The sequence below is a fragment of the Massilia sp. P1_C10 genome, assembly GCF_056406475.1.
The window spans coordinates 102242-115026 of sequence record NZ_JBFUAC010000006.1 but is presented as its reverse complement, the minus strand read 5'-3'; the positions used below and the strand labels follow the sequence as shown (position 1 = coordinate 115026).

At 62.9% G+C, this 12785-nt stretch carries 9 protein-coding genes; 7 read left to right on the top strand and 2 right to left on the bottom strand.

Features of this window, described 5'->3' with window-relative positions; all coding sequences use genetic code 11:
• Positions 1-212: 212 nt before the first annotated feature.
• Complete coding sequence (locus AC1D02_RS14770; RefSeq protein ID WP_477318115.1) at positions 213-3206, bottom strand: Rne/Rng family ribonuclease; 2994 nt, start codon at positions 3204-3206, stop codon at positions 213-215.
• A gap of 639 nt (positions 3207-3845) precedes the next feature.
• Here AC1D02_RS14770 and AC1D02_RS14765 point away from each other — a divergent pair.
• Genes AC1D02_RS14765 through AC1D02_RS14750 form a run of 4 tightly spaced genes read left to right on the top strand, consistent with a single transcriptional unit; the run spans position 3846 to position 6983 of the window.
• Entirely contained in the window at positions 3846-4877 is a 1032-nt protein-coding gene (locus AC1D02_RS14765; RefSeq protein ID WP_477318113.1) for an RluA family pseudouridine synthase, read from the top strand.
• A 58-nt stretch (positions 4878-4935) separates the two neighbouring features.
• Entirely contained in the window at positions 4936-5595 is a 660-nt protein-coding gene (locus AC1D02_RS14760; protein WP_477318111.1) for an HAD-IIIA family hydrolase, read from the top strand.
• The gene (locus AC1D02_RS14755) at positions 5595-5996 is read left to right on the top strand and encodes a Rieske (2Fe-2S) protein (RefSeq protein WP_477318109.1); all 402 of its coding nucleotides are present in this window, start codon (positions 5595-5597) and stop codon (positions 5994-5996) included. The genes AC1D02_RS14760 and AC1D02_RS14755 overlap by 1 nt, the downstream gene beginning before the upstream one ends.
• 6 nt (positions 5997-6002) lie before the next feature.
• Complete coding sequence (locus AC1D02_RS14750) at positions 6003-6983, top strand: S49 family peptidase (protein WP_477318107.1); 981 nt, start codon at positions 6003-6005, stop codon at positions 6981-6983.
• A 303-nt stretch (positions 6984-7286) separates the two neighbouring features.
• Here the strand turns inward: AC1D02_RS14750 and AC1D02_RS14745 are convergent, their stop codons facing one another.
• Entirely contained in the window at positions 7287-7616 is a 330-nt protein-coding gene (locus tag AC1D02_RS14745) for a hypothetical protein (RefSeq protein WP_477318105.1), read from the bottom strand.
• Between the two features lie 227 nt (positions 7617-7843).
• On the opposite strand from AC1D02_RS14745, the gene AC1D02_RS14740 reads away from it, so the two are divergent.
• The 3 genes from AC1D02_RS14740 to AC1D02_RS14730 all read left to right on the top strand — a co-directional run bounded on the left by AC1D02_RS14740 (position 7844) and on the right by AC1D02_RS14730 (position 12761).
• Positions 7844-8554 carry a pseudouridine synthase gene (locus AC1D02_RS14740; protein ID WP_477318103.1) on the top strand — a complete coding sequence of 237 codons (711 nt, stop codon included), beginning with the start codon at positions 7844-7846 and terminating at the stop codon, positions 8552-8554.
• Positions 8555-9065: 511 nt separating this feature from the next.
• Positions 9066-11510 (top strand): SLBB domain-containing protein, encoded by a 2445-nt coding sequence (locus AC1D02_RS14735; protein ID WP_477318101.1) that lies wholly within the window; start codon positions 9066-9068, stop codon positions 11508-11510.
• 54 nt (positions 11511-11564) lie between these two features.
• Entirely contained in the window at positions 11565-12761 is a 1197-nt protein-coding gene (locus AC1D02_RS14730; protein ID WP_477318099.1) for a GumC family protein, read from the top strand.
• Positions 12762-12785 lie beyond the last annotated feature (24 nt).

The window sequence follows — 12785 nt, the reverse complement described above, 5'->3', positions numbered from 1 at the left end:
GCTGTCGGTGCTGGCGAAGGCGGGGATCGCGTGGACCACCGTGCCGATGGCGATGATCGATGGCTGCGGCTGAGAATGGACGCGCCGCGGCCCAAGGGCTGGGGACTCGGCGTCCCCGTCGCTCCGGCTGACCTGACCCCGGTTTTGTCGGCGCCGCGGATAAAAAAAGGGAAGCACGCGGCTTCCCTTTTTTGTCAGTCTAACCGCACCTATTACTGGCGGGTGTCGATCTGGATCAGCGGCTCGTCCACCGGCGGCGGCAAAGGCTTGCGCTCGCGCGGCACGCGAACCGGAGGCGCTACCTTGGCTGCCGCTTCCTGGGCTGCACGCAGCTTTTCAGGATCGGTCGCTGCCAGGACCAGGCCAGCCGAACCGAGCATCTCGTTCAGGTCGGCAACCGGCGCCGGCGCTGCTGCGACTGGCGCTGCTGCTACTGGCGCCGGTGCAGGTACCGGAATCAGCGATGGAGCGACTGCGGCCGGCTCGGGCTGCGCCACTGGCGCTTCCTCGACCGCAGGCGCAGCTACTTCTTCCGGAATGGTCTGCACGGCGACGGGTGCGGCCACCACGCGCTCTTCGGCGACTGGCTCGGCGGCAACCGGCGCTTCGGCGGCGAACAGCGGCGCTTGCACTGGTGCAGGCGCTGCGACCGGGGCTTCTGCGACGACCGGCGCTTCGACTTTCGGTTCCGGCGCTGGCGCTGGCGCTGGAGCGATCTCGATGGCTTCGGCGATCACGTACTCCGACACTGGTTCCGGCTCGGCAACTGCGGCCGCGGCCATTTCGTGGTCCGCGACCGGGGTGAACGCTGGCGCAGCGACGGCCGCGACCGGCGCTTCTTCACCTTCGGCCATCTCGCCTTCGACGCCATCGACGCCCTCGACCTGCTCGCGGTCGCGGCGATTGCGGTTGCGGCCGCCACGACGGCGACGGCGGCGCGGCTCATCGCCACCGGCTTCGACTTCGATCTCTTCGCCGTTCGGGCCGATGGTGGTGACCATCTTGACCGGCTGCGGCGCGGCTTCCTGGATGCCTTCCGGACCTTGCACTTCTACGGTCGGTGCGACCAGCGCCTCGCCGGCAACCACTTCCTCGGCCTTGGTATCGGCCACGACGGCGCGGTAGTCGGCGCGTTCGCGTGGCGCGCGCACCGGGCGCTCGCCGCGGTCAGGACGCTCGCCGCGCTCGGCGCGCGGTGCGGCCGGCGCGGCGCCTTCCACCTGCTCGCGCGGCTCGCGTGGCGGACGTGGCTCGCGCGGCGGACGCGGTGGACGCGCGGCGCGGCTTTCGCCTTCGGCCGCTTTCGCGGTCTCGTCGGCTGCACCCGGCCTGGCTTCACGCGGCTCGCGCTCTTTCTTGTCGCCACGGTTGCGGCCACGCGGGCCACGGCCGTTGCGGTCGCCGCCACGGTCGGACGAAGCGGCCGGCTTGGACGGCGTCGCCACCGGGGCAGGGGCGGCAACGACTGGCGCCGCCTTCTTGCCCATGAAGAAGTTGATGATCTTGTCGAGGAAGCTTTCCTCAGCCGGCGCGGTCAGCACCGGAGCGGCGGCGACGGCGGGCGCCTTGACCGGCTCGGAGCGGTCGACGATAGGCGCAGGCTGGGCCGGGGTAATCGTCTTGACGACGGCTTCCTGGCGCGGTTTGACGTCTTCTTTCTGGCGCTTGCTGTAGGCCATGTCGGTGTCGGCCTTCTCGGCCAGGTTGTAGCTGGCCTGGCTGTCTTCGAGGCGCGGATCGTCATGCTTGATGCGCTCGAGCTTGTAGTGCGGGGTGTCGAGGTGCTTGTTCGGGATCAGGATCACGCCGATGCGGTGGCGGTTCTCGATCTTCAGCACTTCGCCGCGCTTTTCGTTCAGCAGGAAAGCGGCGACGTCGACCGGCACCTGGACGTGGATGGTGGCCGAGTTCTCCTTCATCGCCTCTTCCTGGATGATGCGCAGGACTTGCAGGGCGGACGATTCGGTGTCGCGGATGTGGCCGGTGCCCGAGCAGCGCGGGCAGGTGACGTGGGAGCCTTCGGACAGCGACGGACGCAGGCGCTGGCGCGACAGTTCCATCAGGCCGAAGCGCGAGATCTTGCCCATCTGGACGCGGGCACGGTCATGGTGCAGCGCGTCTTTCAGGCGGGTTTCCACCTCGCGCTGGTTCTTCGCCACTTCCATGTCGATGAAGTCGATGACGATCAGGCCGCCCAGGTCGCGCAGGCGCAGCTGGCGGGCCACTTCCTCGGCCGCTTCGCAGTTGGTGTTGAAGGCGGTGGTTTCGATGTCCGAGCCGCGGGTCGCGCGCGCCGAGTTGACGTCGACCGAGACCAGCGCCTCGGTGTGGTCGATCACGATGGCGCCGCCCGATGGCAGCGGCACGGTGCGCGAGTACGCGGTTTCGATCTGGTGTTCGATCTGGAAACGCGAGAACAGCGGCACGTCATCCGAGTAGCGCTTGACGCGGTGCACCATGTCGGGCATCACGTGGCTCATGAACTGATGGGCCTGCTCGTAGATGTCGTCGGTGTCGATCAGGATCTCGCCGATGTCCGGCTGGAAGTAGTCGCGGATCGCGCGGATCACCAGCGACGATTCCTGGTAAATCAGGAAGGCGCCCTTGCCCTGGGTGCCGGCGCCTTCGATCGCGCGCCACAGCTGCATCAGGTAGTTCAGGTCCCACTGCAGCTCTTCGACGTTGCGGCCGATGCCGGCGGTGCGGGCGATCACGGACATGCCTTGCGGCAAGTCCAGCTTGTCCATGGTTTCGCGCAGTTCCTGGCGCTCTTCGCCTTCGACGCGGCGCGATACGCCGCCGCCGCGCGGATTGTTCGGCATCAGGACCAGGTAGCGGCCGGCCAGCGAGACGAACGAGGTCAGGGCGGCGCCCTTGTTGCCGCGCTCTTCTTTTTCGACCTGGACCATGATTTCCTGGCCTTCGCGCAGGGCATCCTTGATCGACGCGGTGCGCACGTCGACGCCTTCGCGGAAGTAGGTGCGGGCGACTTCCTTGAACGGCAGGAAGCCGTGGCGGTCTTCGCCGTAGCTGACGAAGCAGGCCTCGAGCGAAGGCTCGATGCGGGTGATGACACCCTTGTAAATGTTGGATTTGCGCTGTTCGCGCCCGGCGGTTTCGATATCGATGTCGATCAGCTTCTGGCCGTCGACGATTGCCACGCGCAGTTCTTCTTGCTGCGTAGCGTTAAACAACATACGTTTCATTTTTATAAGCTCCACGGCACGAGGCCGTTCCAGGCCGCTTTGTCAGGGCGGCAAAAGATCACGGGATGTACGCGGAGGGGAGAGCTGGAGGGTGGGTATGCCTTTACGCACGGCGCAGCAACGACTGCGTTGCGGCCGCAACAGGGCGCTGTGGGGTCGATCGACATGCCGAGTGCACGCATCACCTGCAACTGTCCCGATTGCTGCCCGGATCGAACCGGGGCACAGGACCAGCCAGGCGGTGGGCAAATCAACGAGCCAAACCGTAGCCAGCGAACAACCTAAGACTTCGAACCACAGGCGATTGGTTCCGCCATTATTCTCAAGCCTTTGGGATGAGGCTTACATCGGGTCGGGCGAAAACGACAAGCGTTATCGACGCCATCAACCGGCGAGCTGGCCACTGGGGACAGCTTGCCGGTACTTATCCTTACAATTCCAAGCAATCCATTCCGGCACCCTTGCGCGTTATCCGATTACAACAACGGTGCAACCTTGATTCGCGCAGGGATGTGCGTACACGATTTTCCATCGAATTTGCAATTTGGCGAGGCCGATGGAGACGCCCCTGTGTAAAATATCGTTTTAATTCTTACACCAGCAGAGGTTTGACCGCCGCCTGTCGATTATATATTCAAAATGAAGGACTTAGAGAGAATTTCTGGGAAGACAGGACAAATGAAGATGCAAAGCGATGTTGTTCCCCCTTCATCGGGCAATCAGCCCCAGGCGCAGTTTGTGACAATCACCGAAGAAGAGGCCGGCCAGCGGATCGACAACTACCTGCTGCGCGTCTGCAAGGGCGTGCCGAAGAGCCACGTCTACCGCATCCTGCGCTCGGGCGAGGTGCGGGTCAACAAGGGCCGGATCGACCAGCTGTACCGCTTGGAAAGCGGCGACGTGGTGCGCATTCCGCCGGTGCGGATCGCCGAAAAGACCGCCCCCACGGCGCCCGGCGCCGAATTCGCGATCCTGTACGAGGACGCCCACCTGCTGGTGATCGACAAACCGTGCGGCACCGCGGTGCATGGCGGCTCGGGCGTGTCGTACGGCGTGATCGAGCAGCTGCGCGCGTCGCGCCCGGACGCCAAGTTCCTCGAACTGGTGCACCGGCTCGACCGCGAAACCTCCGGCGTGCTGATGCTGGCGAAAAAGCGCTCGGCGCTGACCAACCTGCACGAGCAGATGCGCGACGGCCTGACCGACAAGCGCTACCTGACCGCGGTGGGCGGCGACTGGAAGAACGCGCGCCAGCACGTCAAGCTGCCGCTGCACAAGTACACCACGGCCGAGGGCGAGCGCCGGGTCTGCGTGCAGGCCGGCGGCATGGAGTCGCACACGGTGTTCACGCTGCTGCGCAAGTGGCCGCAGTTCGCCCTGCTCGAAGCCGAACTGAAAACCGGGCGCACCCACCAGATCCGGGTGCACCTGGCGTCGTCGGGCTTTCCGATCCTGGGCGACGACAAGTACGGCGATTTCGCGCTGAACCGCCAGCTGCTCAAGGCCGACGCCACGCGCGGGGCGCTCAAACGGATGTTCCTGCACGCGCACCAGATCACGTTTACCCACCCGGAATCCGGCAAGCAGGTGACCGTCAACGCGCCCTTGCCGGCAGAATGCGAGCGTTTCTTGGTAAGCTTGGGGAAACCGCTTAGTATTGCGCAGCGCTGACACGGCGCGCATCAAACAATCCCTGGAAGGAGCCGGCCGCCACAAGCGGCCGCAAAACATGGCAAGAAAGCAATTTGACCTGATCGTATTCGATTGGGACGGCACCCTGATGGACAGCACGTCGACGATCGTCAAGAGCATCCAGGCGGCGGCGCGCGACCTCGGCCTGCCGGTGCCGCGCGACGACCAGGCCTCCCATGTGATCGGGCTGGGACTGCACGAGGCGATGCAGGCGGTGATGCCTGGCCTGGAGCCGTCGCTGTATCCGAAGATGGTGGAGCGATATCGCTACCATTACCTGACGAAGGACCCGGAACTGGTGCTGTTCGACGGCGTTCGCGACATGCTGACGGAATTGTCGCAGCGCGGCTACTTCCTGGCCGTGGCCACCGGCAAGAGCCGGGTCGGCCTGAACCGGGCGCTGAACGCGGTCGGCCTGCTGTCGCTGTTCCACTCGACGCGCTGCGCCGACGAAACGTTTTCCAAGCCGCACCCGGCGATGCTGCAGGAGCTGACCCGCGAGCTGGGCCAGGACCTGAGGCGCACCGCGATGATCGGCGACACCACCCACGACCTGCTGATGGCCAACAACGCCGGCGCGGCCGGCATCGCGGTCGAGTACGGCGCCCATCCGGTCGACCAGCTGCAGTCGTGCAAGCCGCTGTTTTCGGCGCCGACCGTGGCGCGCCTGCACGAGTGGCTGAGCGAGAACGCCTGATGACGGGTGAGGCGGCCGGCCAGCTGTTCATTTGCGAGGGCGACGCCGTGCTCGAAGGCGGGCGCGGGGTGCGCTTCGCCGTCACCGCGTTCGGCGACGAGGCGACCGGCTTCGTGGTGCGCTACGACGGCGCCGTGTACGGCTACCTGAACCGCTGCGCCCACGTGCCGATCGAGCTGGACTGGGCCGAGGGCGAGTTTTTCGAATCGAGCGGGCTGTTCCTGATGTGCTCGACGCATGGCGCCATCTACGTGCCCGAGACCGGCCAGTGCGCCGGCGGGCCGTGCAAGGGCGGGCGGCTGCGGCCGATCGCCGTGCATGAAGAGCTTGGCAAGATTTACTGGCGGCCGGACGAGTTCATCCAGCCGCCGCGCACCATTCCCATTCACCCAACCACCTGACGATCTATGAGCGACAACACGAGCAGCACTCCGCCGGGCGAGCCGATCAACGCCAACTGGGAGCGCGAAACCCTGGAAAAGCTGCTGTTTGCCACCGTCAAGGAGCAGCGCGCGGCGCGCCGCTGGGGCATCTTCTTCAAGCTGCTGACCCTGGGCGCGATCATATTCGCGCTGTGGGCGTATTTCGATTTCAGCACTGGCTCCGACATCGAGGCGCTGGGGCGCCACACCGCGCTGATCGAGATCGACGGCAGCATCGAATCCGAAGGCAGCGGCTCGGCCGACAACGTGATCCCGTCGCTGAACAAGGCGTTTTCCGACGCCGGCTCGGTGGCGGTGGTGCTGCGGATAAACAGCCCGGGCGGCAGCCCGGTCCAGGCCGGCATGATCGTCGACGAGATCCTGCGCCTGCGCAAGGGCTACCCGAGCAAGCCCTTGTACGTGGTGGTCGACGAAATCTGCGCCTCGGGCGGTTATTACATCGCCGCCGCGGCCGACAAGATTTACGTCAACAAGGCCAGCATCGTTGGATCGATCGGCGTGCTGATGGACGGCTTCGGCTTCACCGGAACGATGGAGAAGCTCGGCGTTGAGCGGCGTTTGCTGACGGCCGGCGAAAATAAGGGCTTTCTCGATCCGTTCAGCCCGCAGTCGGACAAGCACAAGGCGCACGCCCAGGCGATGATCAACGAGATCCACCAGCAGTTCATCGGCGTGGTGCGCAGCGGGCGCGGCAAGCGCCTGAAGGAAACCCCGGAAATGTTCTCCGGCCTGTTCTGGAGCGGCGCGAAGGCGATCGAGATGGGGCTGGCGGACGGCTACGGCAGCGTCGACAGCGTGGCGCGCGACGTCGTCCGGGTCGAGGACATCGTCGATTACACCGCGCACGAAGGCTTGCCGGAGCGGGTGCTGAAGAAATTCGGCGCCGCGGTCGGCGCCGGCGCGGTGAAGTCGGCCTACCACGGCGCGAAGCCGGCGTTGCGTTAATCGCAACGGCAATTTTCTCCTTGTAAGTTCAGGCAATTGTTCTATATTGAACCCGTAGTTCATTCAAGGGGGCCAATATAACAAGTTTAGTAAGTCTTAATCATATATTCGAACCGAACTACTAACCGCATCGCTGATGCGGCATCGAGAGAATTTCAATTCCTCAGAGAATGACTCCTTAGGGGGTATGGAACGGCGGCGCAATGCCGCCGTTTCCTTTTTGCGCCGCTGAACGAATTGATGGCGTGTCCTGCGTGCGCCGGCAGGCGCCAATGCCGGGATGCGGGCATGGGGAGGGCGGAATCAGGCGGCGGCGGACGGGATGTCAGAAGCGGCCGGGTGCGCAGTGTAGCCGTCCAGCGTGTACATGGTCGGCGCCAGGTCGGCGCAATCGTCGGCGTATTGGGCGAAGCCGCCGCGCCCCAGCCATTGCTGGAAATCGTGCTGGGCCTGGGCGTACCAGTCGGCCTGGGCCAGGGGCGGCGCGCCGGCGGCATTGGCCCAGCGCGCGATCGCCAGGCGGGCGGCGAACAGCGCCGACTGCTCGAGGGCGACGCGGGAATGGGCCTCGGCATGCGGGGCGGAGGAAGCATGGAACTGGTCATCCCCGCCGCAGTGATTGTCGATGGTCATGTCGTCCTCGTGATGGTTGCCAGGTTAAGTTGTCCTAGCTGAGCTAGGGAATTTACTGAGTTGCCGTTAGGCCGATTCCTAATGAGATTTCACTGTACCAACGGACGGGGTCGCAAGCTTGATCTTTGTCAAAGGTGTGTCGTGCGCCGCATCACTCACGCTGTTGCCGACCCGCATTGCGACGCCTGGGCTGACGCGGCGCAAGCGCTTCTGGTAAAGTGCCGCGCATGAGCAAATTATCCCTGGACCGCATTCTTCAATCCCAAGGTTTCGGTACCCGTAAATACTGCCGCGCGCTGATCGAGGACGGCGAAGTTGCCGTCAACGGCGCGCCGCACACCAACTACAAGACGACGTTTGATACCGATCGCCTGATATTGACGGTGTTTGGCGAGGAATGGGCGTATCGCGCCCACGTCTACATCGCCCTGCACAAGCCGGCCAATTTCGAATGCTCGCGCAAGCCTAGCCATCATCCGGGCGTGCTGACGCTGCTGCCCGAGCAATTTACCTGGCGCGAAGTGCAGCCGGTCGGCCGGCTCGACCACGACACCACCGGCATGTTGCTGATGTCCGACGATGGTCCCTTTATCCATGCGCAATCGTCGCCGAAGCGCCACGTTCCGAAAATTTACCAGGCCACCACGCAGGATTCGGTGACCCAGGACCTGGTCGACCAGTTGCTGGCCGGCGTCAAGCTGCACGACGAGCCGGCGCCGCTGGCGGCGCTGACCTGCATTCCGCGCGGCGAGCATCAGCTCGAGATCGTGCTGGAGCAGGGCAAGTACCACCAGGTCAAGCGCATGCTGGCGGCGGCGGGCAATCACTGCGTGGCGCTGCACCGCTCGGCGATCGGCCAGCTGACGCTCGAATCGCTGGGCTTGGCGGAAGGAGAGTGGTGCTATCTCAACCAGGCGCAGCTGGAGTTGCTGGCCTAAGCGTCCCCAGAATTTTCGCCGAGGAGAGTCGGCAGCACTGCGTAAGCGCATTGGTACAAATAATTACAAAAAAATCGATCGTTCGTGACATTGCGTGACAATTTCCTTCGAGAACTCTGTCAAACTTCTAACTCTTTCGGAAAGGCGTAGTGACGATCAATCCGCGTCATTGACTGAGTGTCTTAATCGCTTAGCCGCGCGGTACCTTGTCTTTCCGGAATCGCTGTCGTTTTATCGGTAAATTGTATTGTGGAATCCACACCAAACACTGCAGGTTGCTGGGTCATACCTCATTCCTCCTGTAGAATTGCGAGTTGCCCTTTTGCAGGAGGGCGGGAAGTTAGGGGGCTGGCTCCCTGCCTGTCATCGTGAAGAAGTGCATCTCGTCGATCCATGCCGAGAAATTGCTTGTTCTTCATTTCGGATAGGCGACTTATACGAAGCGCCTCTTGCCGTGAGGGTGAAGCTGAGTTGAGCTGGCATCTTCGAACCCTTTTCACTGAATCTTTCAATGCCAAAAATTATCCGTCAACTCTTCGCTGCCCTGATGGCCGCAGCTTCTGTTGCCGCTTTTGCCCAAGACGCCGGCAAAACCGACTCGTTCGATCAGCCCGTCACTTCTTTGGGGGCGAGCAACGTGCCATCTAATGGATCGGCACCACGACGCGTTTCGATTACCAATGCGCCGGTGTCGGGAGTCGACCTGGATACAGCGGCGGTGCCGGAGAGTGAGCCTGGTCGTCGTGCCCTCCAGCGTCAGCAGCAGGGAGCGATCCCGCAAGGCGTCGTGCGGCGCACGCCTGTGATCACCAGCGAATTCCAGAAATTTATCGCCGAAAGCACCGGCGAACTCCTGCCAATTTTCGGCGCGGAATTTTTCGCCAATGCGCCCTCTACCTTTACCCCCATCTCCGGTGCGCCGGTGCCGGCGGATTACCCGCTTGGCGCCGGTGATGAGCTCCAGATCCGCGGCTGGGGGACCATCGATATCGACTATCGCGCCACCATCGACCGAAACGGCCTGATCTCGATACCTACCGTCGGCTCGGTTGCGCTTGCGGGTGTCAAGGCGGGCGATGCGGAAGCGGTTATTCGCGCCGCGGTCGCCAGGCTGTACAAGGGCGTGACGATCAGCGTCAATTTCGGAAAACTGCGCGCCATCACTGTGTATGTCGTCGGTCAGGCGAAGCGCCCGGGCACCTATACGGTGTCGAGTCTGTCGACCCTGGTGACGACGCTGTTTGCCAGCGGCGGCCCGAACCTCAACGGCAGCATGCGCCATCTGCAGGTGAAACGCGGTGGTAAGGTGGTGGCCGAGCTGGACCTGTATGCGTTCATCGCCAAGGGCGACAAGTCTGCCGACATCAAGCTGCAGGACGGCGACTCGATTTACATCCCTGCCGCCAGCGGCTACGTGGCGCTGGTCGGCATGGTCAACAAGCCTTCGATTTTCGAATTGCGCTCTCCGACCGACACGGTCGCGTCGGTGCTCGAGTTGGCAGGTGGATTGCCGGTCGTCGCCGATCCCCGTCGGGCCTACCTTGAGCGGATCGACCCGAGCCGCACCCAGCCGCGCAGCGTGGAGCAGTTCGCGCTCGATACCGCGGGATTGAACCGCACGTTGAAGAACGGCGACGTCTTGAACATTTCGTCCATCACCCCTGATTTCTCGAACGCGGTCATCCTGCGCGGCAATGTCGACCATGCGGTTCGTGCGCCTTACCGGGCTGGAATGCGCATCAGCGACCTGATTCCGAACCGCGAATACTTGATTACCCGTAGCTCGATCAGGCGCCAGAACAACGCGATCGCCACCAGCAACCGCCTTGGCAATGGCGAGCGCCGGACCGCCACCGCAAACGGCGGCATGCCTGGCGAAATCGAAGACGAGCGAAATGTCGATGGCGCCGGCAGGCCGGTCGAGCAGGTCGAAGGTGAAAAAGCGGACACTATTGCCTCCCGCATCGGTGGTTTGATCGATGAAATCAACTGGGATTACGCGGTGGTGGAGCGGATCAACCGGACCGACCTGACGGTCGTGTTGATTCCTTTTAATTTGGGGAAAATTTTTAGCAATCCGGCCGGTCCCGACAACGTCTTGTTGCAGCCCGGAGATACGGTCACTATTTTTTCGCAGAAAGATGTCACTGTGCCAATGGACAAGCGGCGGGTATTTGTCCGGGTTGAAGGCGAGGTCAACGTTCCAGGCGTCTATCAGATGACTGCCGGCGAGACCTTGCAATCGCTGATGGCGCGTGCCGGCGGCCCGACCACGAATGCCTATCTCTTCGGCACCGCCTTTTATCGCGAGCAAGTGCGCAAGGAGCAGGAAGCGAATTTGCAGAAAGCCGCCGACCGCCTCGAATCTCAGCTGCGCAACGAACAGTCAAGATCGATCGCCAACGTGCGCGGCACCACTGACGCCCAGGTGGCCGAAGCGAAGCGCCAGGCCGACCTGCTGTCGGCCAAGGAAGCCGTGGCGCGCCTGCGCAATCTGAAACCGACCGGCCGCATCGCGTTCGGCATGAATCCAGCCGAAAAGTCGTTTGCCCGCCTGCCGCAGTTGAAATTGGAGAACGGCGACCGGCTGGTCGTGCCGGCGCGTCCGGAATTCGTGCACGTGTTTGGCGCCGTCAATTCCGAGTCCTCGCTGTTGTGGCGTCCGGGTGCGCGGATCAAGGATTACATCAATCTGGCGGGCGCCAGCCGTGATGCCGACCTTGAAAATGCGTTTATTTTGCGCGTCGACGGCAGCGTGGTTTCCCGTGAATCTGGCAACTGGTTCCTGGGCGGATTTGGCGGGTCCGAGGTCATGCCCGGTGACAGCATCGTGATCCCCGAAAAGCTGGACAAGGAAACGGCCTGGACCAAATTCACGCAGGGCACCCGCGAATGGGCGCAGATTTTCGCCAACTTTGGACTGGGTGCCGCGGCGATCCAGACGCTGCGCAATTAATGCGGAACAGTGCTGCTCTGCACGCGAACCTCTATCGAAGAAGCGGAAAAACGAATGAATGTAGTGGATAGCAAGGTCGACGTCGCCATGACTTCCGGTGACGCCGCGGTCGGCGCGATCGATCTGATGATCGCTCTGGCGAAGCACAAGAAAAAGCTGATCGCTTTCCCCTTGGTCGCCGCGATCGTTGCCGGCGCGATCAGTATGATGCTGCCCGACGTGTTCAAGGCAAGCGCAAAGTTGCTGCCGCCGCAGCAAGCGCAATCCGGGGCGTCCGCGCTGTTGTCGCAACTGGGAGGCGTCGCCGGCGTCGCGGCCGGTGCCTCGGGCTTGAAGAATCCGAGCGACCTGTACATCGCGATGTTGAAAAGCCGCACGGTGGCGGATCGAATGATTGCCAAATTCGATCTAAAAACGGTCTACCAGACGCCGTCACAGGAAGCCGCACGCATGTTTCTTGAAGGCGCCACCTCGGTGAGTGCCGGAAAGGACGGCCTCATCGTGGTTGAAGTGGAAAGCGCTGATCCGCGCCGCGCCGCGGCGATGACCAACGGTTATGTGGATGAGTTGCTTGGTTTGACGCGGAATATGGCGCTTACCGATGCGGCGCAAAGGCGCGTGTTTTATGAAAAGCAACTCGAGCAGGCCAAGAACCGGCTCGCGTCGGCCGAAGTCACGCTGAAACGGACGCTCGACGCGCGTGGCGTGATCAGCGTCGATAGTGAAAGCCGTGCCTTGGTCGAGACAGGCGCGCGCCTCAAGGCGCAAATTTCCGCCAAGGAAATTGAGTTAAACTCGCTGAAGGCGTTTGTCACACCCAGCAACCACGAGTACCGGCAGGTTGACGAGGCGTTGCGCAGCCTGAAGGCAGAATTGGTGAAATTGGAATCCGGCGGATTTTCCGATGCGGCCGGGGCGCTTAAGCCGGCGCCGGGCGGCATGGAAAGTGTCAAACTGATGCGCGACCTGAAATATTATCAAATGTTGTACGAAGTATTGGCCAAACAATACGAAGCGGCCCGCCTGGAAGAAGCGAAAGATCCGTCTGTTGTGCAGGTGCTAGACGCGGCCCAGGAACCTGAACGCAAGAGCCGTCCGAAGCGCTTGCTGATTGTGTTATTCGCGGGGATCTTCGGCTTGTTCGCGGCGCTGACGACGGTGTTTTTCGCGGAACTCAGGAATCGTGCTGCGACATCGCCGGAAACGGCGCGCAAGTGGTCAGAACTGACGCGCGCGCTTCGGTTCAAGTAAGCGGCCGGGGGGCGCGCGATTGCT

What these genes read in the sequence shown, in the direction of transcription:
- AC1D02_RS14770 (WP_477318115.1), bottom strand. Translation starts at nt 3,206, where the DNA reads ATGAAACGTATGTTGTTTAACGCTACGCAGCAAGAAGAACTGCGCGTG.
- AC1D02_RS14735 (WP_477318101.1), top strand. Translation starts at nt 9,066, where the DNA reads ATGCCAAAAATTATCCGTCAACTCTTCGCTGCCCTGATGGCCGCAGCT.
- AC1D02_RS14745 (WP_477318105.1), bottom strand. Translation starts at nt 7,616, where the DNA reads ATGACCATCGACAATCACTGCGGCGGGGATGACCAGTTCCATGCTTCC.
- AC1D02_RS14765 (WP_477318113.1), top strand. Translation starts at nt 3,846, where the DNA reads ATGAAGGACTTAGAGAGAATTTCTGGGAAGACAGGACAAATGAAGATG.
- AC1D02_RS14760 (WP_477318111.1), top strand. Translation starts at nt 4,936, where the DNA reads ATGGCAAGAAAGCAATTTGACCTGATCGTATTCGATTGGGACGGCACC.
- AC1D02_RS14740 (WP_477318103.1), top strand. Translation starts at nt 7,844, where the DNA reads ATGAGCAAATTATCCCTGGACCGCATTCTTCAATCCCAAGGTTTCGGT.
- AC1D02_RS14730 (WP_477318099.1), top strand. Translation starts at nt 11,565, where the DNA reads ATGAATGTAGTGGATAGCAAGGTCGACGTCGCCATGACTTCCGGTGAC.
- AC1D02_RS14750 (WP_477318107.1), top strand. Translation starts at nt 6,003, where the DNA reads ATGAGCGACAACACGAGCAGCACTCCGCCGGGCGAGCCGATCAACGCC.
- AC1D02_RS14755 (WP_477318109.1), top strand. Translation starts at nt 5,595, where the DNA reads ATGACGGGTGAGGCGGCCGGCCAGCTGTTCATTTGCGAGGGCGACGCC.